General features: G+C 50.0%; 21 protein-coding genes and 1 tRNA gene. 6 read left to right on the forward strand and 16 right to left on the reverse strand.

Annotation, left to right across the window (positions count from 1 at the left end):
- Window positions 1-22: 22 nt before the first annotated feature.
- Complete coding sequence (locus AB1611_19170; protein MEW6381705.1) at window positions 23-529, reverse strand: coiled-coil domain-containing protein; 507 nt, start codon at window positions 527-529, stop codon at window positions 23-25.
- Between the two features lie 212 nt (window positions 530-741).
- The gene (locus tag AB1611_19175) at window positions 742-1,635 is read right to left on the reverse strand and encodes a glycosyltransferase (protein MEW6381706.1); all 894 of its coding nucleotides are present in this window, start codon (window positions 1,633-1,635) and stop codon (window positions 742-744) included.
- A gap of 117 nt (window positions 1,636-1,752) precedes the next feature.
- Here AB1611_19175 and AB1611_19180 point away from each other — a divergent pair.
- Window positions 1,753-1,825 (forward strand) — tRNA-Arg (locus AB1611_19180).
- A gap of 180 nt (window positions 1,826-2,005) precedes the next feature.
- On the forward strand, window positions 2,006-2,344 hold the full coding sequence (locus AB1611_19185) for a hypothetical protein (protein ID MEW6381707.1): 339 nt from the start codon (window positions 2,006-2,008) through the stop codon (window positions 2,342-2,344).
- Window positions 2,345-2,591: 247 nt separating this feature from the next.
- On the opposite strand, the gene sppA is transcribed toward AB1611_19185, so the two are convergent.
- The 5 genes from sppA to AB1611_19210 form a co-directional block, all read right to left on the reverse strand.
- Window positions 2,592-3,575 (reverse strand): signal peptide peptidase SppA, encoded by a 984-nt coding sequence (gene sppA, locus AB1611_19190; GenBank protein ID MEW6381708.1) that lies wholly within the window; start codon window positions 3,573-3,575, stop codon window positions 2,592-2,594.
- On the reverse strand, window positions 3,572-6,922 hold the full coding sequence (carB, locus tag AB1611_19195; GenBank protein MEW6381709.1) for a carbamoyl-phosphate synthase large subunit: 3,351 nt from the start codon (window positions 6,920-6,922) through the stop codon (window positions 3,572-3,574). Before carB ends, sppA begins: the two co-directional genes overlap by 4 nt.
- Window positions 6,923-6,962: 40 nt before the next feature.
- Entirely contained in the window at window positions 6,963-8,174 is a 1,212-nt protein-coding gene (carA, locus tag AB1611_19200) for a glutamine-hydrolyzing carbamoyl-phosphate synthase small subunit (protein ID MEW6381710.1), read from the reverse strand.
- A 149-nt stretch (window positions 8,175-8,323) separates the two neighbouring features.
- Window positions 8,324-10,018 (reverse strand): ferrous iron transporter B, encoded by a 1,695-nt coding sequence (locus AB1611_19205; GenBank protein MEW6381711.1) that lies wholly within the window; start codon window positions 10,016-10,018, stop codon window positions 8,324-8,326.
- Entirely contained in the window at window positions 10,015-10,293 is a 279-nt protein-coding gene (locus tag AB1611_19210; GenBank protein MEW6381712.1) for a FeoA family protein, read from the reverse strand. Before AB1611_19210 ends, AB1611_19205 begins: the two co-directional genes overlap by 4 nt.
- A 181-nt stretch (window positions 10,294-10,474) precedes the next feature.
- On the opposite strand from AB1611_19210, the gene xseA reads away from it, so the two are divergent.
- Window positions 10,475-11,815 carry an exodeoxyribonuclease VII large subunit gene (gene xseA / locus AB1611_19215; GenBank protein MEW6381713.1) on the forward strand — a complete coding sequence of 447 codons (1,341 nt, stop codon included), beginning with the start codon at window positions 10,475-10,477 and terminating at the stop codon, window positions 11,813-11,815.
- Window positions 11,808-12,101: an exodeoxyribonuclease VII small subunit gene (locus AB1611_19220; protein ID MEW6381714.1), complete on the forward strand. Its 294-nt coding sequence runs from the start codon at window positions 11,808-11,810 to the stop codon at window positions 12,099-12,101. Before xseA ends, AB1611_19220 begins: the two co-directional genes overlap by 8 nt.
- Here AB1611_19220 and AB1611_19225 read toward each other — a convergent pair.
- The 8 genes from AB1611_19225 to trpE form a co-directional block, all read right to left on the reverse strand.
- On the reverse strand, window positions 12,011-12,694 hold the full coding sequence (locus AB1611_19225) for a phosphoribosylanthranilate isomerase (protein ID MEW6381715.1): 684 nt from the start codon (window positions 12,692-12,694) through the stop codon (window positions 12,011-12,013). The two genes, AB1611_19220 and AB1611_19225, sit on opposite strands and share 91 nt — an antisense overlap.
- 106 nt (window positions 12,695-12,800) lie before the next feature.
- Complete coding sequence (gene trpC, locus AB1611_19230) at window positions 12,801-13,586, reverse strand: indole-3-glycerol phosphate synthase TrpC (GenBank protein ID MEW6381716.1); 786 nt, start codon at window positions 13,584-13,586, stop codon at window positions 12,801-12,803.
- A gap of 139 nt (window positions 13,587-13,725) precedes the next feature.
- Window positions 13,726-14,253, reverse strand: coding sequence for a hypothetical protein (locus AB1611_19235; protein MEW6381717.1), 528 nt, complete (start codon window positions 14,251-14,253; stop codon window positions 13,726-13,728).
- A gap of 13 nt (window positions 14,254-14,266) precedes the next feature.
- Entirely contained in the window at window positions 14,267-14,614 is a 348-nt protein-coding gene (locus AB1611_19240; GenBank protein ID MEW6381718.1) for a hypothetical protein, read from the reverse strand.
- 5 nt (window positions 14,615-14,619) lie between these two features.
- Window positions 14,620-15,147 (reverse strand): TIGR04255 family protein, encoded by a 528-nt coding sequence (locus AB1611_19245; GenBank protein ID MEW6381719.1) that lies wholly within the window; start codon window positions 15,145-15,147, stop codon window positions 14,620-14,622.
- Between the two features lie 450 nt (window positions 15,148-15,597).
- Window positions 15,598-16,614: an anthranilate phosphoribosyltransferase gene (trpD, locus tag AB1611_19250; protein ID MEW6381720.1), complete on the reverse strand. Its 1,017-nt coding sequence runs from the start codon at window positions 16,612-16,614 to the stop codon at window positions 15,598-15,600.
- 27 nt (window positions 16,615-16,641) lie between these two features.
- Window positions 16,642-17,202 carry an aminodeoxychorismate/anthranilate synthase component II gene (locus AB1611_19255; protein ID MEW6381721.1) on the reverse strand — a complete coding sequence of 187 codons (561 nt, stop codon included), beginning with the start codon at window positions 17,200-17,202 and terminating at the stop codon, window positions 16,642-16,644.
- A gap of 13 nt (window positions 17,203-17,215) precedes the next feature.
- The gene (trpE, locus tag AB1611_19260; protein ID MEW6381722.1) at window positions 17,216-18,727 is read right to left on the reverse strand and encodes an anthranilate synthase component I; all 1,512 of its coding nucleotides are present in this window, start codon (window positions 18,725-18,727) and stop codon (window positions 17,216-17,218) included.
- A gap of 854 nt (window positions 18,728-19,581) precedes the next feature.
- On the opposite strand from trpE, the gene AB1611_19265 reads away from it, so the two are divergent.
- The gene (locus AB1611_19265; GenBank protein MEW6381723.1) at window positions 19,582-20,925 is read left to right on the forward strand and encodes a hypothetical protein; all 1,344 of its coding nucleotides are present in this window, start codon (window positions 19,582-19,584) and stop codon (window positions 20,923-20,925) included.
- A 76-nt stretch (window positions 20,926-21,001) separates the two neighbouring features.
- Here AB1611_19265 and AB1611_19270 read toward each other — a convergent pair whose 3' ends face one another.
- A complete protein-coding gene (locus AB1611_19270; GenBank protein MEW6381724.1) occupies window positions 21,002-21,895 on the reverse strand; it encodes a M28 family peptidase in 894 nt (297 codons plus the stop codon).
- Window positions 21,896-22,391: 496 nt separating this feature from the next.
- On the opposite strand from AB1611_19270, the gene AB1611_19275 reads away from it, so the two are divergent.
- Window positions 22,392-24,341 carry a VWA domain-containing protein gene (locus AB1611_19275; protein ID MEW6381725.1) on the forward strand — a complete coding sequence of 650 codons (1,950 nt, stop codon included), beginning with the start codon at window positions 22,392-22,394 and terminating at the stop codon, window positions 24,339-24,341.
- Window positions 24,342-24,476 lie beyond the last annotated feature (135 nt).

A 24,476-nucleotide genomic window follows, 5' to 3' on the forward strand; every position in this document is an offset into this window, starting at 1 on the left:
TCCTTTTACTTCGACAATGATCTTATTTCAAAAGCATGAATATAGTTGCGATCGCCCCTGTCTGAGCAACCAACAAGCCAGCAACCCATTTGATTATACTCGATCGAACCTTCTCGATATCCAGTTTGACATTATTTATTTCATGGGTCAGTTTAAGCTCTACTTCCTTTATTTCCTTCCGAACCCCTTCTATCTCCCTGGTCAGGCTCAGGCGGACGCCTTCTATCTCCCTGGTGAGGGTCAGGCGGACCCCTTCTATCTCCTTGGTGAGGGTCAGGCGGACCCCTTCTATCTCCTTGGTGAGCTTAAGCTCTACTTCTTTTATCTCCTTGCGGACCTCTTCTATCTCCTTGGTGAGGGTCAGGCGGACCTCTTCTATCTCCTTGGTCAGTTTAAGCTCGGTTTCCTTCAGATTCTCCTTCGTTACCAATTCCTGTCTGGCCTCATCGATCAAGCTGGTAATATCCTTTACTACGAGCTGGGCTTTTTCCTTTCCCAGGCTCTCCTCAAAGGCCTTATATAATTCCAAGATTTGTATGCTCACAATCAGTCGTCCTCTCCATAGTCTTTCGAGCCCGGGTGTTCATTTTATCCGGAGTTACAGCTCATATTGACTCTTCAGGCTTTATTTCTTCTGACTCCTGCATTCTGACGCCTGGCTCATAATTCCCTAACCTCTTATATTTATTTATTATACCCTGTCTTATCGGGAAATCTCAAGGAAATACTCTGGCTGAGGGCTTATTTCCTGGTGTGATCAAGAAAGTAATCTGAGGTGAGCAAGGTTTCAAGGCAAGCCGTGTCCATCGACGATTCAAAGGCTTTTGAAATGGACAGAAAGAAGGCCGCCTCTTCATCCTTGTGATGCTTCAGGCAGCCGCAGGCGTAAACCTGACATTTCCGTTTCAGTTCCTCTCCGGCAGCTTCCTTTTGTGGCCGGCTCAGGCTTCCTTTGGCCAGAATCTTCAGCAGGGCCTTGATGCGCAGCTTGTCCAGTCCTACGAATTTCCGGGAGAGCTGGTCCTCGTGTCCACCTCTTTTAATGATCAGACGATCTTCCAGATAGCCGATTGGAAATCGGCAGCCTATCCGAAGCCAAAGGTCGTAATCCTCGCAGGCGGGAAATGATTCATCGAAGCAGCCGGTCTGGTCCAGGACTTTTCGGGCTATCATGACTGATGATGGGCTGATGATGCAAAGGGGCAGGAGCTTTTCAAAAATATCGCCGGAGAACTTTTGGTGCTTCAATTTCTGGTTCAGCCAGGCCCCATCTCGCAGCCAGATCTCGTTCGTGTAGCAGATTTGATAGCCCGGGTGCGTGCTCAAGAAAGCGATCTGAGAAGACAGCTTATTTTTCTTCCAGAGGTCGTCGGAATCCAAAAAACAGATGAGCTTTCCTGAAGAGCAGGCAATCCCCGTATTTCTGGCTGCACTGACTCCCCGATTCCGGCAGTGCTGAATGAAGAAGAAATACCTGCGGTATGGCTGAATCTGATGCAGGGTATCATCGGTCGATCCGTCATCCACAAGCAGGAATTCGAAATCCCGGTAATTCTGGTTCAGGACACTTTCGATGGCTTCGGGGAGAAATCGGCCCCGGTTGTAAGTCGTGAGGATCACACTGACTGTGGGCATATTATATTTTCCACTTACTTACCGCAAGCTGCCGGTAATGAACTGTAATTGATAACTGTTCAATAACTGGTTGACTTTTTGGGGTAATTTTATTATGATGACTTCACAATCTTCAATGCGCCTGTAGCTCAGGGGATAGAGCGCAGCGCTCCGGACGCTGAAGCCGAAGGTTCGAGTCCTTCCAGGCGCATAATACCTGCCAATGACAAGGGCAGCAAAAAATTTTGCTACCCCTTATTTCTATCCTCTACTACGCTGTAGTATAGCACGCATGAGGTGGTATTACCAAACTGATTTGATTTTTTGCCGAAAAATAAGTTATACTTATAATATAAATTGGTGTAACATATCATGGGAGCCAACAAGGAATATGCCGGAGCAAACTGAATACTTCAATAAGTATCTTGATGAACGATTCAAACATATTGATGAATCTATAGATACTTTAAAAGGTATGTTTATTGAATTGCGGCAAGAGGTTAAACAGGAAGTTAAGCAAGAGAGCGAAGCCACAAGAAAAGAGCTTGCAGAGGTTAGAGCAGAAGTTAGGGCAGATAACAAGGCTACCCGTCAATGGGTCGTAGGGACTGCAATTACCGTGTTGATTGGCTTTATTGCTGCCGCAGTAACCATATTCTTCGGCTTCTCGCAGCTTCAAACATCCTGGATTCAGACCGTGATCTCCTTCGTTGGAAAGACAATAAAGTAATTTTTCCACGTTATCTTCACTTCAATTCCACCGAACTTGCAGCTAAGAAATTATTTCTGGTTCAACCTTTAAAGATTTTTCGTTTAGAACACGCTGATGAAGGAATCCAGCAGATATTTCACGAATCTTAAGAAAAAGGAAGGAAATATATTTTACGCTTTGATAACAACTTTTTATTAAGAGGAATGATTAACGCGTTAGGAGAAAATAATTTTTTACCTATTAATGATTAGATAAAAATACCTGATTACGGCGCCCACAGGTACCAGAACCGGCAGGATAGATTGCTTAGTGAACCGAGTGAGGAGATAAAGGTGCTTTCGGCAGCGGATGAGCGGGCGTAGATTGTCTTTTTCGGCTGGCTGGGCCTCTGGTAGGCAATCACTCTGGCCTGGGATATCCCTGCCGCTTTTTTGGCCAGCTCAATTCCATCTTCCAGATAGCCGATTTCATCGATCAGTTTCAGGTCCAGGGCCTGCTGGGCCGTATAAACCCTGCCATCGGCAAGCCGCTTGACCTCTGCCTGCGATAAACCGGGTCTGGATTCAGCCACAATGGTGGTAAACCGCTCATGCAGGGTATCGATAATATTTTGCAGCAAGGCCTGGTCTTCGGGTCTCAGGGTGTGAAAAATCGAGTTGAAGTCCTTCATATCCCCGGATTTGACCGTTACCTCCTCCACGCCGATCTTGGCCATTAAGCCCTGGATATCGAATTTCATGGTCAGAACCCCGATGCTTCCGGTGACAGTCGTGGGATGGGCAATGATTTTATCTGCGGCCATAGCGATGTAGTAGCCGCCTGATGCGGCTATATCCATCATGCTGACGATTATGGGAATGCCGGTCTTCTTCTTGAATGCCTGCAATTCATGGTAGATAATGTCGCTGGCAGTGACTGTTCCTCCAGGGCTGTCGATCTTCAGCAGCAGGGCTTTGATCTTCCGGTCTTCCTTCGCTTTTTCCAGCTCTTCCCTGATTCTTGCCACCGGGCTGACGTCGGTGGTCATGCCCAGGGGATTGGTCTGGTCTTCCTCCGAGATTACTCCGGAAACATCCAGAAGGAGGATCTTACTGTCTCCCTTTCCCAAAACCGTCCGTTCCTCAAGGTCGGAGAGGGAGGGTGCAAGGAGCGGGACACTGACAAAGGCACATCCGGCACAACAGCACATCAGGAAAAGGGTGATGATAATCAGGACAGGCTGATGCAAGCATGCTGCTCTTTGCCTCATCGTATTCTCCTGCCGGTACGGTAGTAATTCTGGAGGGAGTTAACTCCCATGCCCCGCTTTTGCAGCGCTTCGATCCCATTGACCATGGCTGCGGCACCGGAGATGGTGGTTATGATCGGTATGTCGTATGCCAGGGCTGCGGCACGGATGGATAGCTCATCCTCCCAGGGTTTGGCACCGCTTGGAGTATTGATGATGAGCTGGATATCCCTGTTCTTGACCAGATCCACGATGTTGGGCCTGCCCTCGTGCACTTTGTAAACCTGCTCAACTTCCACATCGTTTTTCCGCAAAGCCCGGGCTGTTCCGTTGGTAGCCACAATGCCAAATCCCAGATCGACCAGCTTTTTGACGATGAACAGAATGTTCCGTTTGTCTTTATTCTTGACGCTGACGAAAACCTTGCCCCGGAAAGGCACCCTGCTTCCGGCAGCCAGTTCCGCCTTGGCAAAGGCCACGCCGAAGCCGGTATCAATGCCCATGACCTCGCCCGTAGACTTCATTTCAGGGCCAAGAAGCGTATCTACGCCGGGAAACCGGTTGAAGGGAAAGACCGCCTCCTTGACTCCGACATAGTCCAGCTCGACTTCCCGATCAAGCCCCATCTCGGCCAGGCTCTTGCCCAGCATAACCCGGGTAGCCACCTTGGCCAGGGGCACATTGGTCACCTTGCTGACAAAGGGGACCGTACGGGAAGCCCTCGGATTGACCTCCAGGATATACACCTGATCATTTTTAATGGCATACTGGATATTGATCAATCCCCTGATCTTCAGCTCCGATGCCAGGGTCCTGGTGTTTTCCTTGATGACCTCGATGATTTCGTCGGCCAGGGTATAGGGCGGAAGAACGCAGGCGCTGTCGCCGGAATGGATGCCGGCCTCCTCGATATGCTCCATAATGCCGCCGATGTAGGTATTCTGGCCGTCGGAGACTGCATCCACATCCACTTCAATGGCATCTTCAAGGTATTTGTCGATCAGAATGGGGTGTCCCGGTGAAACATCCTGGGCCAGTTGGATAAACTCCGCCAGGGTAGCTTCATTATAGACAATCTTCATGGCCCTTCCTCCCAGAACATAGGAGGGGCGGACCACCACCGGATAGCCGATTCTCCGGGCTACAGCCTGCGCCTCTTCCAGGGAGAATGCGGTGGCATTGTCGGGCTGAATCAGGCCCAGTTTGTTCAGAATCTGCTTGAACTTCTCCCGGTCTTCAGCCAGATCGATGCTTGCGCAACTGGTGCCCAGAATAGGCACTCCCTCTTCCGCCAGAGCTGCTGAAAGGTTCAGGGGGGTCTGGCCGCCAAATTGCAAAACCACGCCGTCAGGCTTTTCCTTGTCGATGATGGATAACACATCCTCGCAGGTCAGGGGCTCAAAGTAGAGCTTGTCCGAGGTGTCGTAATCGGTGCTGACCGTCTCCGGGTTGCAGTTGACCATGATGCTCTCAACCCCCTCCTCCCGCAGGGCAAAGGAGGCGTGCACGCAGCAGTAGTCGAATTCGATCCCCTGGCCGATGCGGTTTGGCCCCCCTCCCAGGATCATGACCTTTTTCTTCTGCGAGATGCGGATTTCGTCCTCCTGCTCATAGGTGGAGTAATAATACGGGGTATAGGCCTCAAACTCGGCAGCGCAGGTATCGACCAGTTTATAAACCGGCTCGATCCCTAAAGCCTTTCGCCAGTGGCGGACCACCCGCTCCTGGGTCTTCAGTATCCTGGCCAGTTGAACATCGGAAAAGCCGTATTCCTTGGCCCTTCGCACCAGGTCCCTGCCGATTCCATCGGGAGATAACGTCCCCTGCTCCTGGAAGGAGCTGATTTCCTGCTGCATCGCTTCCCGCATGATGCAAAGCTCTCCTTCCATTTCGAGAATCTGCTGGATATTGGCCAGAAACCAGGGGTCGATGAAGGTCAACTGGTAGATTTCCTCCATCGATATTCCGGCCAGGAAAGCATGGCGAAGGTAGAATATCCGGGCAGGATTGGGAATGCGCAGCTGCTGGCGGATATTGACCACGTCCTCCTTACCATACCCCGAAGCCCGCAGCTTGAAGTATTCCTCAAGGGAAGCGGGGGATCCGTCACAGCTTTGCCCGCACTCCTCCCTTCCATCCAGTCCCAGGCCAAAGCGACCGGTCTCCAGGGAGCGCAGCCCCTTTTGCAGGGCCTCTTTAAAAGTCCTGCCAATGGCCATGGCTTCACCCACGGACTTCATGGATACACCCAGGACAGCTTTGGTTTCCGGAAACTTTTCAAAGGTAAAGCGGGGGATTTTGACCACGCAGTAGTCGATGGTCGGCTCGAAACAGGCCGGAGTCTGGCGGGTGATATCGTTGGGAATTTCATCGAGCGTATAGCCGACAGCCAGTTTTGCGGCAATCTTGGCAATGGGAAAGCCCGTTGCCTTGGAGGCCAGGGCAGAGCTCCGGGAGACTCTGGGGTTCATTTCGATGATGACCATTCTCCCGTCCTGCGGATTGATGGCAAACTGGACATTCGATCCGCCGGTCTCTACCCCGATCTTGCGGATTACCCGGATGGCGGCATCCCGCATCCTCTGGTATTCCTTGTCGGTCAGGGTCTGGGCCGGGGCCACGGTGATGCTGTCTCCGGTATGGACCCCCATAGGGTCCAGGTTTTCGATGGAGCAGATAATGACCACATTATCCTTGCGGTCCCGCATGACCTCAAGCTCATACTCTTTCCAGCCGATGACCGATTCTTCGATCAGAACTTCCCTGGTCATGCTCAGATCGAGCCCGCGCGCTACCTGGCTCTCGAACTCCTCCCGGTTGTAGACGATCCCGCCGCCGGTTCCGCCCAGGGTAAAGCTTGGCCGGATGATGACCGGAAAGGGCATATCCTGGATGATCTTTCGGGCTTCCTCCATGCTGTGGGCCATTTTGCTGAGGGGAAGGTCCAGCCCGATCTCGATCATGGCCTGCTTGAACTGCTCACGCTCCTCAGCCCGCTTGATGGCCTCATAGTTGGCCCCGATCATCTGAACCTGATAGCGGTCGAGAATACCCATCTCACAGGCCTTGACAGCCACATTCAGGGAGGTCTGCCCCCCCAGCGTGGGCAGAAGGGCATCGGGGCGCTCTGTGGCGAAAATCTTTTCCAGAATTTCAGGAGTAATCGGCTCGACATACGTCCGATCGACGATTTCCGGATCGGTCATAATAGTCGCCGGATTGCTGTTGAGCAGAACAACCTCATATCCCTCCTCTTTCAAAGCCTTGCAGGCCTGAGTGCCGGAGTAGTCAAACTCACAGGCCTGGCCAATGACAATCGGCCCGGAGCCGATGATCATGATCTTGCGAATATCTGTTCTTTTTGGCATTTCGTTGTTTTTCCTGCGATAGTGTTGCTTTTGGTTTGTTTCATGCCGCCTTATTCTGCCGGGCGTGAACCATCTGGTAAAATCGATGAAAGAGGTAATGGGAATCATGGGGGCCGGGAGAGGCTTCTGGATGGTATTGAACGGAAAAGACCGGCCATCTGTTATGCTGCATTCCTTCGAGGGTTTGATCGTTGAGATTGATATGCGTGATAGTGACATCCTGAGATGGCAAAGAGTCGATATCCACGCAAAATCCGTGATTTTGTGAGGTTATCTCGACTTTTCCCGTGGTCAGATCCTTTACCGGATGGTTGCAGCCCCGGTGCCCGAACTTCAGTTTAAAAGTCTTGCCTCCCAGAGCCAGGCCCAGAATCTGATGCCCCAGGCAGATACCGAAAATCGGCACTCTGCCAAGGAGCCCTTTTACTGTCTCGATAACATACGAAACGGCAGCCGGATCTCCGGGGCCATTGGAAAGAAACACTCCTTGGGGCTTAAGGGACAGGATATCTTCTGCTGAAAAGCGCGCCGGAACCACCTGAACATCAAAACCAGCGCCAGTCAACTGGCGCAGGATGTTTTCCTTGATCCCGCAATCCACAGCCACCACTTGATAGCGGGGCAGGGCCAGGGGCGGACAGTCACAGTCCGCTTCGGTATTCCCCAGCTCGTTATTCTCCAGGCGATCAGGAAGGTATTCATGCCAATCCAGCTCATGCTCATCCTGCTTCCCTTCCCGATACGCATAGACTTCCCGGCAGGTCACCTCCTGCACCAGATCCTGTCCAGCCATGCCGGGCGCAGCCTGTACCCTGGCCAGTAAGTCGGGAATGCTCTCGGTTTCGGTAGAGATAATGGCCTTCATGGCCCCCATCACCCGGATATGCCGGGTGATAGCCCGCGTATCCACGCCCTCGATGCCGATGATGTGATGCTCGTTCAGGTAGGAGGAAAGGGAGCTTTTTGAGCGCCAGTTGTTGGGGATCGGGCTGTTTTCCTTGACAATGAATCCGGAGACCTGGGGTTTTTCCGATTCCTGGTCACGATGATTGATCCCGTAGTTGCCAATCAGGGGATAGGTCATAACGACAATCTGTCCCCTATAGGACGGGTCAGTCAGTATCTCCTGATAGCCTGCCATCCCGGTGTTGAAAACAATTTCACCCACCTGCTCTCCGGCGCAGCCAAAGGATCTCCCCTGATATACGGTGCCATCCTCCAGCACAATTATTCCTTTTTTTGCTATAGCCATGTGATGTTACACCCTGCAACTCTTATAAGGTTAAGGAATTGAGAATCCGTATTTTTGATGGTAGCCAAAATTACAGAATTTTATCACTCATCGAGGGGGTAGTCAATGGGAAGCTGAGTAGTTACAGTAAAAGTTTACCTTGGGCTCTACTACCACAGCAGATTGATTGTTCCGCCGACGGTCAGGGCTACCGCCACCATGATGAGCGTGGCTTTGGCCATATCTTTAAAGCCCAGTTCCTTGACCAGGACAAAGAAGGTGGCCACACAGGGGAAATAGACCGCCAGCACGGTCGAGGCGATAACGAGCTGTTTGATGGTAAGATGCAGCGGCTGAAGCATCCCGACAGCTACGTCCTTGCGCAGGAATCCGATCATCATTGCCGGGATCACCTCTTTGGGAAGTCCCCAGACCCGCATGGCTACCGGTGCGGCCAGGAAACTGATAAACTTCATAACGCCGATGCCGTTCAGGATATTGATAACCAGAATGCCAAGCAGTACCAGAGGCACGGCTTCATTCAGGAATTCCATGATCCGCATTCTCAGTTTCTTCAGCAGAGACCCAAGATGCGGGACATGGTAAGAGGGTATCTCCATGAATATTTCGGGGCTTTCACCTTTCAGTGTCCGGTCCAGGATGAGACCGATCGAGATGCCGATACCCATGAGAATCCCGTAAACCAGAAAGATATAGCCAAGCCCGTACTTTCCGACCAGGCCGATGATCATGGCACTCTGGGCCATGCAGGGGACCGAGGTACATATCAGGGTGGAGGCGATGAACTTTTCCCTTCTGGTCTCCAGCACGCGGGTCGAAAGGGCACCCGGAACGTTGCATCCAAGGCCAAGGACAATCGAGATGATGGCAAAGCCATGCAATCCTATCCGGTGCATGACGTTGTCCGCCAGGACCGCCAGGCGGGGAAGATACCCGACATCCTCGAGGATACTGAGGACCAGATAGAAGGCAAAAATATACGGCAGTACCATGCCGAAGGGCACATACAGCCCGCTCGTCAGAAGCCCCATGGATTCAATGAAATTGGCTGAATTTCCGATCAGGATATTGTACATCAGACCTGACGGAAAGGGGATTTTTACCAGCCTGATGATCCAGGGGCCATAAAAGCCATAGAAGAAGGGATCCATGACGGAGTGAATCAGGGATTCTCCCAAAAACCTGATCAGGGCAAAACAAAGGAGCAATACGAGAAGGGCGAGAGGGATTCCGGTGTACGGCATAAGACTGGCATCTTCGAGTTTCTCCAGGAAGGTGTGATGCCGATGGGTTATTACCTGGGCATCTCTGGTGATTTTTCCAATATCCGCCCATCGCTCTTCATCGGTATGCTGATGAATTTTCGGAGCTCTGGCCTGCCTGATATTGGCCACCAGCTCCTTGATCCCCTCTCCGGCCACGGCCACGGTCGGAATAATCGGAATCTGCAAAAACTCCCTGAGCTTTTCAAGGTCAAGGTTAATCCCTTTGTGCTTGACATCATCCCACATGTTCAGGGCCAGAACCATGGGGATTCCCAGCTCCAGGAGCTGCATGGTCAGGTAAAGACTTCGCTCAAGGTTTGTGGCATCCACGACATTGATAATAACGTCGCCCTCGGCCACCATCTTCACTGCCACTTCATCAGCCTTGGACAGCGGCTCAAGACGGTAGATGCCGGGAACGTCGATGAGCTCTGCCTCGAGTCCATCAACCCGGATTTGCCCTTTGGTGAACCCTACTGTTGTGCCGGGATAATTGGATGATATCACATGGGCACCCGTAAGGCGGGAAAAAATAACGCTTTTTCCCACATTCGGATTGCCCATAAGAAGAATTTTCATTGAGCGTTTCCAGGAATGCTTTCAGGTTGCTCAGGCGAAGGATCTTCAGTGAGCACCTCCAGAAATACTTTTTGAGCCATGCCCAGCCCGATGGCCACCCGCGTATTATCCACTTCAACCACCACCGGGCTGCTTAAAATCGACTTGCTGATTTTTTTAATTTTTTTTCCAATTCGGAAGTTGAGCGAATTCATTTTGGCCCGAAATTGGACTCCTTCGCCTAACTGCTTGATAATTCCGGTTGTGTTCACTTTCATTTCCGCCAGCGAAATCATGGTAGAGAACCCTTTCCAAGCCAACATCCTGTATGTTGTTGACCAAAGATGATTCAATTCATCACTGCCCGAAGATATTCGATCGAAGCTTAACGGTTGTATTATAATGGTCAAGAACTATTTTGGCAAGGGGAAATTCTCTTCTTGACAATCCTGGCGGGACTCCTTTAAAATTGCCTCCATGCCTCCGCAGGTAAAGATTTACTCGATCTCCCAAATTACTTCTCTCATCCGTGATAATCTGGAAACAGAGTTTCAGAATGTCTGGATCGAGGGAGAAATCTCCAATCTGAAGGCACCTTTCTCCGGTCACATCTACTTCATTTTAAAGGATGCAACCAGCCAGATACGGGCTGTAGCCTTCCGCTATCAAAGCCGCTCCTTCGCCGTCCGGCCTCAGGATGGAATGAAGGTTCTGGTACGGGGACGGATTACCGTTTACGAAGCCAGGGGTGAATATCAGATTGTGGTGGAACAGATGGAGGTCCGGGGAGCCGGAGCGCTCCAGGCCGCCTTTGAGCAGTTGAAAGCCAGGCTCCAGGCGGAAGGGTTGTTTGCCGCAGAGGCCAAAAAGCCCATTCCTTTGTATCCGCAGACTATCGGCCTGGTAACATCCCCGACCGGAGCAGCCATCCGGGATATCCTCCAGGTCATACACCGCCGGTTTGCCACGGTATCGATCATCATCAACCCGGTGCGGGTCCAGGGTGAAGAGGCTGCCGGTGAGATCGCCAGGGCTATCCGGGAATTTAACCAATGGCCGGATATCGATGTCCTCATCGTCGGCCGCGGCGGCGGATCGCTTGAAGACCTGTGGGCGTTCAATGAGGAAATCGTGGCCAGGGCCATCTATGAATCCCGCATTCCAATTATTTCCGCCGTAGGGCATGAAATCGATTTTACCATTGCCGATTTTGTCGCAGACCTGCGGGCACCTACCCCTTCGGCAGCGGCGGAACTGGTTGTCAGGAACAAACAGGACCTTGTCGAAAAGATCGTGGTCAGGCAGCAGAAAATGTACCGGCTCATGCGGCACAAGCTTGACCTTCTCTCCGCGCGTGTTCAGCGATGCAGCCAAAACTGGGCATCCCCGCGCTCGGTGGACCGGTTTTTCCAGCACTACCATCAGACCATCGACACTCTGGAGCTTCGTCTGCGGCAATCCCTCCTGCACAAGCTTTCCCTGACCAGGGGACAGACGCAGCACACTATCGATACCTTCTACCGGCTTGCACCTTGTGCCCGCATTCATTCCTGGCAGGAGAGGGTAAGGAGCCTGCGGGAGCGGATCTGTCGGCAGGAGCAGGAATATATGAAAAGTCAGGCCGTGCGGCTGGCAGGCATCATGGGCAAGCTCGACTCTTTAAGCCCGCTGGCTGTATTGAGAAGAGGCTACAGCATCTGCCGGAAAATACCGGATCTGGAAATCATCACCGATTCCGCAAGCCTTGGTCCCAGAGATTTGATCAGTGTCAACTTGTTTCGCGGAAAAGTTACCTGTGAGGTGAAAGAGCATGGCTAAATTTAAATTCGAAGAAGCCCTGGAGCGGCTGGAGGAGATTGTCCGCCAGTTGGAGGAGGGCTCGTTGGGGCTGGACGAATCCCTGAAGATCTTTGACGAGGGCATCCGGCTCACGCAAGCTTGCACCAAAAAGCTTGAGGAGTCTGAAAGAAAGATCCAGATACTCCTGCAGAACGGTCAGGGCGAAAAATCCCTTCAGCCCTTTATGATCGACGGAGAGGATTCCGCCCTGCTGGCTGAGGTGGCCAAAGAGACTGATTCAAAAAACGAAGAGAGCCTGGAATGATCCTTCTGACCGGGACAGGATTCAAGGCCGCTGCTGGCATCGACTCCATAGGGCTGAACAAGCTGAATCGCCTGCGCTACATTGAGCGGTGTCAAGCCTCCTGAGAGAATGATCCGGCCATGACGCTTGGCCAAAAGGGCCAACTGCCAGTCAAAGGTCTGGCCGGTGCCCCCCATCCGGTCCTGAACGAAGGTATCGAGAAGATACGCGGGGAGCGAATACCCGGCCAGGGGCGCAAGATCAGCTTCCTGCCGGATCCGGAAGGCCTTGATTGCCCTGCCCGGAAACTGGCGGCAGTAGTCCTGATCCTCATGGCCATGAAACTGAAGGTAATCCAGCAGGCAAAAGTCCTGGATTTCGCGTACCTTCCGGATATCTTCATCCACAAAAACCCCTACCCGGCTCACCCAGGGAGGAAGAAGCTCGATGATGGCCCGTGCCGCTTCGGGCGTGACTTTCCGCGGGCTTTCAGCAAAGATGAACCCAAGAGCATCGGCACCAAGCTCTGCGGCCTTGAGTGCATCTTCCGCCCTGGTAAGGCCGCAGATTTTCACCCGAACGCGGGGGGTATTAACTTCCGGCTGGTTGGTCATATTTCCCCTGTAAAATGAAAAACAAAGGACACCCCACAGACACTGAGGCACAGAGAAAAACACTTGGTGGCACTGTATTTGCTGACCACTGGCCACTGATCACTGATCACCCTCTCCCCACCAGTTTCCGGAATGCCTGGCCGATATCATCATGAGCCATAAAAGCCTCACCGATCAGGACCGCATCCACGCCAAGGCTTTCTAGAAAATGAAGCTGGCTGGCCTCGTGGATGCCGCTTTCACTCACGATGACCCGGTCATGAGGGATCAGGGGGGCGAGGCTTGCCGTGACAGATAAATCCACCTGGAATGTCTTGAGGTTTCGGTTGTTGATGCCGATGATCGCAGCGCCGATTGCAAGGGCCGTATCCAGCTCGTCCCGGTCATGGACCTCCAGCAGCACCTGAAGGCCGATAGAGCGAGCCAGGGAATAAAGGCCGCCAAGCCGCTCCGGTGAGAGCGCAGCCGCTATCAGCAAAACCGCATCCGCCCCGGCTGCCCTGGCCTCATAGATCTGATACTCATCAATGATAAAGTCTTTGCGCAAAAGGGGAAGAGAGACAATCTCCCGCACCTTTCGCAGATAGTCCAGATCTCCCTGGAAGAACTTTTGATCCGTCAGGACGGATATGGCCGAAGCTCCCTCCTGTTCATACACCTGAGCGATCTGGATCGGGTCGAAACTTTTGCGGATAATTCCCCGCGAAGGGGAGGCTTTTTTGATCTCTGCGATGATGGATATCCCATCGGGCTGCTTGAGGGCCTGATAGAAATTTCGGGCCGGTGGCAGGCTTTTGGTTCTCTCCTCTAATTCCCGGAAAGGGAGTGAGAGTTTCTTCCGGGCTACTTCGATTCTTTTATGGATCAGAATTTCATCGAGTATAGGCGTCATGGCTTAACTTGATCGTATACGTTGCTTTTAATAGGGCAATAATTCCTTTAACTTCTTTACGTATTCTTTATCTCTAATTTCTTCATCATCTATTCCGATACTGAAATAATGCTCGGCGAATCTTTGTGCAACCTTCTCTCTAACAAGGAGAAACAAGTTGTATGGCTTTTGACTTTAAAACTCTTTCCACTTCTTGTGGGTTACTGCCATCTAATTGCACAACTATATCAAAATCGATTATCATCGGCTCATCAAATTCTTTACCATCGGGAGGCAGAAACATGAATTTAGAAATTTTATTCTGAACAAGGCTATCAATGTGTGATTTTTTTAAATTACCAAATGCCCTGGATATTTTATATATTGCCATGAAGACCATTTTTTTTCTTGCTCGTGAAAGAGCAGTTAATATATCTTTATCAAATAGTTTTCGTAAAATGTTAATAGTGAATAATGGGATAATTGATATATTTTGCTTTCTGGGCAACTTGGGTTCCACAAAAACTAAATCACAGTTTTTAGTAATGATCATCCAATAATCGGGATCGCCATCTCTATTTGGCTCTTTTAACCCCACGCCAACAGCCCTGATTATGTCCCCCTGAAAAAGGGCGTTTTTGTCTATGGCATTAGAATAAAAGGAAGAAATATTTGAAGGTATTAACATAAATCATATTTCATCAAATAATAAAATTCTTTTTTCTTGAGGCATAAAAACTTTTAACATTACTCATATAAGTCGAAATTATTTCCATTTCCTCTCTTATTTCATCCTCATCAATTAATTTTTCAAGTGGAGAAGCTTGTAAATCAAGGACAGCCTTTATATCCTGTTCAATTCTATGGGAAAAGCTGGTATCGAGGCTAGTATCACTAGTAGTATCGAGACTAAGCTGTGTATGTAAAATCCCGCTGGTGAGGTCTCCATCAATAACCCCGAAATCATCTTCCGATATAGAACATCCTTCCTGTAGTGATATATTATGTAATCTACCATGAGGTTTTGTAAAAGCCGTGTTAGCACTCATTGTCATTAAGCATACTGCACCGGCAAATATCTTTTTAAACTTTGAGGGTATATTTGAGGGGAATTGGAGTCATTCTCTTGATCAAACCCAAATAAATTAATTTTTCTAATCGCCACTCTATTAAAAGAACTTATGCCAGCCTGTTTAAACAAAGGGAAAAAATCGTTCTTAACCTCATTGAACATACGATTGAAATTCGAGTATGCAACACCTAAGATCGTCACAGTAAATGAATCATTTGTAAACGCTATTACAATACTATTATCCTTTTTCCTAAACTCAAATCCCCTTGCTGTATTTTGGGGTTGTTGAAGCAAAGAAGTCTTATTATCTGGTTTAAGTTCAAATTTTACCTTACTATGAAATATGGCTTTAATATTTGGGTATTTATTTTCAAGAGCTTTTTTCCAAAGCTCTTTATTGTTAGTAACAGAATTATTTTCCGGATACTGAAACTGAAAGATAACTGATTTCAAAAAGTTAGTCTTATACTGAAATTCAGGCTCTTTCTTAACTTTTGGAAAATTAAACATTATTTTCCTCTTTACTTATCAATATAGCTCCTCTAATCAGAATGGCACTTACATAAGAATTAGTAATTCTCCCGCAGAGACGCTGAGACGCAGAGGATATCATTGAAAAGTAAAAGTAAAATAAGTTCCTCCTTGTGCCTTTTTACTTTTTGCTTGCTTCCAGGCCGTTGACACATCGATATATCCCGACTTTCATCAGGACCTTGCCGGATTGGTTGTTCTCTGCGTCTCTGCGTCTCTGCGGGAGATCTTTTTTCCCTGTGTGCTTTGTGTCCTCTCTATATTATAAGCTTGGCTTATGTAAGTGCCATTCCCTCTAATCACGCCACTTTCACTCTGAATTTTACCATAATTGAAACCATAATTAAATCACCAAAGATTTCCATTTTACTTATGTGGTGTTTCGGCCACGGCGCAGGATGAAACCTTGCGCTACTGATAACCGATAACTTAACTTTTAACTTCCTGAACACATTTGCGAAGCATCTCCAGCTTGTCCAACGCTGCGCCGCTGTCGATGGACCGGGCAGCCAGGCTGATGCCATCGGCCAGATTTTCGGCTTTTCCGTAAACATACAGGGCAGCCCCGGCATTGAGGAGGACGATATCTCTGGCCGGACCCTGCACGCCCTTGAGAACATCCATCACGATTCTGGCGTTTTCTTCGGCTGTTCCACCGGCCAGGTCTTCCTTTTTGGCCAGGGGGAGCCCGAAATCCTGCGGATCGATTTCATAGTCGATAACCGAGCCGTTCTTTAACTCGCAAACCCTTGTCCGGCCAGTGGTGGTAATCTCGTCCAGGCCGTCCAGGCCGTGAACAACCATTGCCTTGGTGCTTCCCAGGTTCTTCAGGACGTGGGCCAGGGGACTGAGCAAAGCCTGGTCGTAGACTCCCAGCAACTGGCACTCGGCCCCTGCCGGATTGGTCATCGGGCCAAGGACATTGAACACGGTCCGGATGCCGATCTCTTTTCTGGGGCCGATGGCATACTTCATGGATTTATGCCAGAGCGGAGCAAAGAAAAAGCCTATTCCTGCCTCCCGGAGGCATTTTTCCACCACCGGGGGCTCGGCCATAATTTCAATTCCGAGGGCTAACAGGCAGTCTGCGCTTCCGCACTTGCTTGAAACCGACCGGTTTCCGTGCTTGGCCACGACAGCGCCTGCACCGGCAGCCACAAAAGCCGTTGCCGTCGAGATATTGAAGGTATGAGCACCATCCCCGCCCGTTCCGCAGGTATCCAGGACCGGGGTATCGAGATTCACCCGCTCGGCCTTCTCCCGCATAACCTGAGTGAACCCGGTGATTTCTTCGATGGTTTCTCCTTTCATCCGCAGGGCGGTAATGAAACTGGCGATCTGAGCATCGGTAGCCGCCCCCTCCATAACTTCTCTCATGACATCCACCGCTTCCTGACGGGACAGGTCCTTGCCTGCTATAATCTGAGCGATAGCCTCCTTGATCATGGCCATTCTTCCTCCTTAATCTATAATCTATGTTTCAAATTCCAGAAAATTTTTCAGCAGCAGTTTTCCTTCCTTGGTCAAAATGGACTCCGGATGGAACTGAACTCCTTCAATGGGGTATTCTTTATGCCGGATACCCATGATTTCGCCCTCTTTGGTCCGGGCGGTAATCTCAAGACATGCCGGGAGGGTCTCGGCTCTGACGATCAGGGAATGGTAGCGGGTGGCGATGAAAGGGTTGCTCAGGCCGCGGAATAATTTTTGCCCGTCATGATAGATCATCGAGGTTTTGCCATGCATCAGCCGATCGGCCCTTACCACTTCACCGCCAAAGCAGTGGCCGATACACTGATGCCCCAGGCAGACGCCGAGAGTCGGGATGGAGGCACCGAAGGCCATGATGACCTCATTGGAGATTCCGGCTTCCAGCGGGGTGCAGGGGCCGGGTGAGATAACGATCCTGTCCGGAGAAAGCTTTGGAATCTGCTCCGCCGTAAGGTCATCATTGCGGTAGACGAGAACCTCTGCCCCTAATTCTCCAAGATACTGGACGATATTATAGGTAAAAGAATCGTAATTATCGATCATGAGAACCTTCGGACTAATCACTTTCCACCTTTCTGATGGCCTCGATCAGGGCCATTGCTTTGTTTAATGTTTCCTGGTACTCAAGCCGGGGATCGGAATCGGCTACGATCCCCGCACCAGCCTGGATATAGGCGGTCTTTCCTTTGATGACAATCGTTCGAATGGTAATGCAGGTGTCCATATTTCCGGAAAACCCGAAATAGCCGACGGCCCCGGCATACGGGCCGCGCCTGACCGGCTCCAGTTCCTCGATAATCTGCATGGCCCGAACCTTGGGAGCCCCGGACACCGTCCCGGCAGGAAAGCAGGCCGAAAGCGCATCAAAGCAATCCTTGTCATCCTGGAGTATGCCCTTGACATTCGAGACAATGTGCATCACGTGGGAATATTTTTCAATGACCATCAGTTCGGTCACCTGTACCGTGCCGGGCCTGCAAACCCTGCCGACATCGTTTCTTCCCAGATCGACCAGCATGATATGCTCGGCCCGCTCCTTGGGATCCGCCAGAAGGTCTTCGGCCAGAAACCTGTCCTCTTCCTCGGTGGCTCCGCGCTTTCGCGTACCGGCGATGGGCCGCTCCTCGATCACCCCGTCCACCACCCGGACCAGAAGCTCAGGCGACGCCCCGACGATACTGGTATCGTCGTAGTGCAGATAATACATATAGGGGGAAGGGTTAACCAGCCGAAGCGCCCGGTAAAGGTCAAAAGGATTGCTGGAAATCTCGGTCGAAAGCCGCTGAGACAGGACGACCTGAATAGCGTCGCCCGCGGCAATGTATTCCTTGGCCTTCATAACGCACTCTTCAAAACCTGCCGGGGTAAAATTCGAGCTGATTTTCGATTGGCTCTGGATGAAATCAGCCGCAGGGCTGGATGCCCGGCGGCGAAGCATGATATCGCCATCCAGAATCTGAGAAGAGGCCACCGGCATCTTCATCCGTTCATAGAGATGATCGATCCTTTCGACAGCCTGATCATAGGCCCGGTCTGCCGAATCTTCAATAAAGGCATTGGATACAATTTTAATGGTATGCGCCAGATGATCGAAAATGAGAAGGGTATCGACCAGAAAGAATGCCATCTCCGGCAGGTTGAGATCATCCGGATTCTCATCGGGTATAGGCTCCAGAGAGCGGACATAATCATAACTGATATATCCTACTGCACCTCCGGAGAATCGCGGCAGTCCAGGCACCGGAACCGGGTGAAACCTGCTCATCAGTTCTTTTAAGACCGCAAGGGGGTTAGGGGTGGAAATCACCGTGCCTGGCCGGGATCTCTCCTGGATTTTCACCTCTCCCTTATGGCCGAGAATAACGGTGACCGGATCGGATCCGAGGAAAGAATAGCGGGCGATCTTTTCGCCACCCTCGACACTTTCCAGCAGAAAGGATTTCCCGCTGTCGATTTTCCTGAAGGCCGACACCGGAGTATCCAGATCAGCACAGATTTCACGGTAGACAGGGATGAGATTACCCCGCAAGGCCATTTTTTGAAACTCTCCTTTATCCGGGTAATACATATATTCTCGCTTATCTCCAAATTGGTGTTAGATTAATGATGGCAAATAGTCGAAAAACCCTAAAAACAAAAAAGCCATAGAATCCTTGATCTTATGAGGACCCTATGGCTATGCGTGCCTTTCATTGAATCAGGCAGCCAGAGGGGGCCTCTCCCGCCAGGAACGCCATCCCGCCTGCCTGATAAGATATTTATATCCCGTAAAATTCATTTTTGTTCCCTTTTTGATTATAACAAAGAGTTTTTCTCAATAAATAGTAGCCAAATCCCTCTGTTCTGTCAAGGGATAATTCGGCACGTCATAAGAAAAATGGGCTGCATTTTCTCTGGATATACATCTCGCGACCCTGATATCCTGCTCGGGGTGCAAGTATTTACACGCTATGAATTTTTTTTCATAGTCCACAACCTCTTGAATTGATAACATAAAAACCATAGTTATCGCCTGGTGAAACATTTTTCATAAACTTTGGTATCGTATTTTTTTCCGGCAGCGGAAATTTTTATTCACCTTTATCCGCAAGATGCCATAATGCAAGCCTCTTAACTCCGTCTTTTAAAGATATGGCAGAGTCATGGTCTCATCATTATAAGGTCTATCGGCAGGCATACATATTGCATATGTCTTTGTTCAGTTTTCCTATAATTTTATACCCTAGATAATAATGAATGATTATTTCATTCTTATTTTTTACATCAGGAACGGGCAAGCTCTTGAAATGCCTGGCAGCTTTGAGGAGGAGGTGAATTCGTCGAGTCGCTAATCCGCAAATAGACATAATTATCATGAATTATCAATGAGCATAGCAGCGCGTGATATATCCTTGGAAGGATATTCATCGAGGAGGGAACTTAATGAAAAAAATATGGTTTTTGAAGGCGTTGGGAATAGGCCTGTTTCTTTTGACTATGTTTTTCTTTACGGGCAGTCAGCTCCTGGCGGCCACCACTGACACCTATATAGAATTCGACGACATCGATGAGGCATCTCGATACATCCAATGGGAGATCGAAGCGGCAAAGACGTATGATGTGGTGGTCTACATGGTTGATGATGCAGGTGACGATTTTACGATAACTTTCAAAGCGGTGGATAACACCACTACCGTGTATTCAATCCCGTCATCTGACTCATATGTCGTTAACATCGGGACAGGTTTCTTCAATGCTACGGCTGCGACCCGAGAGACTTATGAGGCAGACCTGAGTGATCTCACGTCGAGAAACTTTGCCATCCTGATGGGAACACATTTCTACACTCCCGGAGATCCACAGGCCAAGGTTGAAAAAATCCGCATTTACGGTGATGACTTCATACTCTATTCAATTGCCCTGGCCAATAATTCCAACTTTACCAGCCCGGACTGGATAGTCGATGATTCTGATTTTGCCACTATTAATACTATCCAGAAGTTTAAAGATGCTAATGGCGATTTATCCGATACCACGAATATCAACTTCCAACCCTCCTATATGTACGTGACCAAGAAGACAGCCACCAGTCAGACGGCGACCGATCCATATGCAGCATATTATGCATACTATGGCTATCCGCCAACTACGGCCGGCGGTGGTACGAGTGCATATCCCTATGGGGCTTATCCCTATGCGACTAACCCCTATTCGGCCGATCCCCGGTACGCACAGGCTTATGGTGCCTACTATGGGCAGTATCCTTATGGTTATGGCCAATATCCTTCTGCGTACGGGTATCCCTCTGGTTACGGCCAGTATCCCACGTCCGGTTACGGCCAGTATCCGACCCCATATGGCCAGTATCCGACCCCATATGGCCAGTATCCCACGTCCGGCTACGGGCAGTATCCGACAAGCGGCTACGGGCAGTATCCGACAAGCGGCTACGGGCAATATCCCGCGACTGGCTACGGACAGCAATATGCCGCTGGCTACGGGCAGCAGCTCTATCCCGGCTACGGGCAGCAGCCTGGCTATGGGATGTATGGGCTGATGAATCCTGGCTTGGGACTTGGACTTCAGACTGCCGGATTGACCATGCCTGCTCTGTATCCGCCCCTGGGTCTGTCTATTCCCCCGGTGGGCCTGAATGCAGGATTGGGTTTTGATCCCTTCGGATTTGGTCTTGGGCTGACCGGCCTTGGAGCTTTTGATCCCCTGAGCATAGCCGCTCTGGCGAACGGAGTCGGCGGCCTTGGGATGTTTGGATTGGGCCTGTTCTAATCCTTATTTTTGACTGTTACCCTTTATGGTACGGGGGATAAGGATGACTGATATCAGTCATCCTTATCCCCCGTATTTATTTTGTCCCCTTAAATAATTCCTTCTGAATCCGGAATATACTCTGGTAAACTACATCTCCGACAACCTGCAGGCTGTCCGCACTGAGCTTGTCCAGGGTATCCTGAGCCGTATGCCAATAGACGCCCGGCGGTTCGCTTCCGCCATACTGAAAGTCGATGATATCCACAGCGGGGATTCCTGCCTGAAGATACGGCCAATGGTCATCCATGACCATCTGGCTGCATTCCCGGAAGTACTTTTGGTAATTCATCTCCGAAGCAACAGACCATATCTGGTCCTGGAGCCATGTGGTTGAATATTTCTCCCGGCAGATGGTAAGGTCTTTATCGCCAATCATGTCCAGAAGAATCACCGACCGGATCCGGGGAAGCATCCTCTTCGCCAGAAGCTGGCTGGCAAGATAGCGGCTGCCATAGAGGCTGTCATCAGGAGACCATTGAATGAATGCCTCTTCACCATCAAAAAAGACAAACCAGAGCGTACAGTCAAGGTCTTTGCGGACCTTTCCCAGGGCTGTAGCCAATTCCAGCAGCAGGCCTGTTCCGGAGCAGCCGTCATTTGCTCCTACAAAATCAAACTCGGTAAAGAGCTTGGTTTCATAATGCGTGGCCAGCAGAATGATATCCTCCCGCTTTCCTGCCAGCGCTCCGATAATATTTTTCATCGGTATGCCGCCGATCGGGGTGGAAGCGGTAAAACTCTGTTCGCTGATCGAACATCCCGCCTCTGTCAGGGTACTCTTGATGTATCGCTGAACTTCTTCCAATGCCTTTGAACCCGAAGGATGGGGGCCAAAACCTGCGACTTTCTCAACGTGCTGCCAGGCTCTCCGGCCATCGACCGGGCTTTGGCGGGATGTTTTTTGACATCCGCTGAAGCATATGATCATTATCCAGGAAGATATGAGAGAGAAAAAAATTGCCACGGTCATCACTCTGTGTTGTTTACCGGCAGGATTCATCCGGAAATTGCCGATCATCGGTAGTTCCTCCATCAGGTTGAATGCGGTTATAGTATGGTAATCAGAAAAAAGGTGAAAAACATGATTTAATCGTTATACCATAAATTTTGCCATTAGGATATCCGGAACGACGTATTATCGGCAAGTTATTCCGATAAGACCCCCGATTCCGCACCAGTCGAATAAGATTGAGCATTTATGGATAACAATCTTGATAGAGGGGAATCGCCAAAGATAGGGTCACTGCTGAGGATGATGATTGGCCGAGTATTAAAGAAGGAAGACGGTAATTTAGTGGCCAGTGGTCAGCCCCTCCCCCCGGTTCTTCTTTTCTTCAGGTATTTCCACTCTTGACAATGCGGAGTTAAATTGACTATATTTTATATAAAGTTTAATTTTTTTAATTTTTTCAGGAGGGGGAACCATGAAAAAGGTATTAGTCTTCAATGTGGTTTTAGGAATCGCAGGAATAATGTCCGTGGCCATTCTGGCAGTTTCCGTCCTGCAATCCGGGGCAGCCCGGCCCCCCGTCGGTGACCTGAATGGAGATGGAGTATTGACTCCGCAGGACGCACTTTTGGTCTTTAACTGCTATCTTGGAAGAGTTTCCTGTTCTGCTCAGGCGGACATAAACCAGGATGGCAGTGTCACTCCCGAAGATGCCCTGTGTTTGTTCAAGAAGTACTTAGGGCAACCATCCTGCCTGGATGGAGGAGGAACACCAGGAGGGAACGGGAAGGCTAAAGTTGATGACTGGCAGGAAGAGTGGACATCAAACAGCTCTGGGGGGGGATACACTCCTTTCTTTCCTGCCATGTATGGCATCGCTGCCGGTGGAGCAATGGCTTCTTCTTCCTCCATCGGCCTTTCAACGGGTGGAGCAAAGGATATCAACAACTTCCGTTCGAATATCAAAAACGGCTATCTTCCCATTCCTAGCGATGTGACCTATGAAGGGCTGTTCTATGACTATTATTTCGACACTGGCCAGCAGGGTGAGTGCCAGAAGCTTTTTTGCCCTTCCTACAGCATGGCTGTCTCCCGGGATATCTTTTCTGAAAAGGAAGACTATTACCTGTCGGTTGGATTGAATTCGGGCATCGAGGCGGGTGATTTTCAGAGGAAGAAATTGAACCTGGTTATTGTTCTGGACATTTCAGGCTCGATGGGGTCGTCTTTTGACTCCTACTATTATGACCGGTTTGGCGTCTGGCATGAAATCAAGGAAAGTGAGAGCGTCGGGAAGAGCAAGATCCGGGTTGCTACCGAATCCATTGCTGCCCTTATTGATCATCTCAAGGATGATGACCGCTTCGGTATGGTTTGCTTTGACGATCGGGCTTATTTGTCCAAGCCATTGAGACTGGTTGGAGAAACGGACATGCAGGCCATCAAGGATCACGTTATGGAGCTTACCAGCCGTGGGGGGACGAATATGTCTGCCGGGATGAAAAAAGGGACTGAGCTTTTTAATGAATATCTGGACATAGATCACTCCCAATATGAAAACAGGATCATTTTTTTGACTGATGCCATGCCAAACACGGAGGACACCAGCGAAACAGGGCTCCTCGGTATGGCTAAAAAGAATGCCAATAACAAGGTATACAGCACCTTTATCGGCATCGGAGTCGATTTTAACACCGAGCTGGTGGAATATATAACCAAGGTGCGAGGCGCCAATTACTATTCCGTTCATTCCTCGGCTCAATTCAAGGAGCAGATGGATGAGAACTTCGATTATATGGTTACACCTCTGGTCTTCAATCTGGAGCTGCGCCTTGAGGCGTCAGGCTATGAGATTGCCAAGGTGTACGGGTCTCCTGAAGCCAACGAGGCAACCGGCGAGATCATGAAAGTCAATACCCTGTTTCCATCCAGCAAAACAGAAGAAGGAACCAGGGGCGGTGTCGTCCTGCTGAAACTCAAAAAGATAGCGAACGATGCCGGGATAAAGTTGACAGTATCGTATGAGGACAGAGAAGGAAAGACTGACCGTGTGAGCGAAGAGATAGTTTTTGGCAGTCAGGAGCAGGAATTTTTTGCCAACACGGGAGTGAGAAAGGCTGTCCTGCTTTCCAGCTATGCGGATCTGCTGAAAAACTGGATTATCGATGAGCGCAAAAGCAAGGCCCGCCATGAGCCGGTTGTACCTGCGGTTACCTATGAAAAGGGCATCGTCATTCCTATCCCCTGTCCCTGTCCAACCCTGCTGGGTGAATGGGAGCGCCAGTCGGTCAATCTCACGGTTTCCAGGGAATACAAGCAATTGTTCAAGGAATTTGCCGAACACTTTAAAGATGAAATGAAGGCCATCGGTGACGAGACCTTGCAGCAGGAAGTTGATGTGCTGGAGAAATTGAGCTTGTATTAACGGCCTGTCCGCTTGAGGCTGGGTAGGATTGACGATGAAACCGCGTGCGGTACCTGGTGGACCCGTTTTGCCCGGGTAGCCTTGATTCCTCTTTGATGAAATAATGCCTTAACCGCTCATTGGCATGGCCCCAAC

The organism is bacterium, from assembly GCA_040755755.1.
Lineage (GTDB): Bacteria > SZUA-182 > SZUA-182 > DTGQ01 > DTGQ01 > DTGQ01.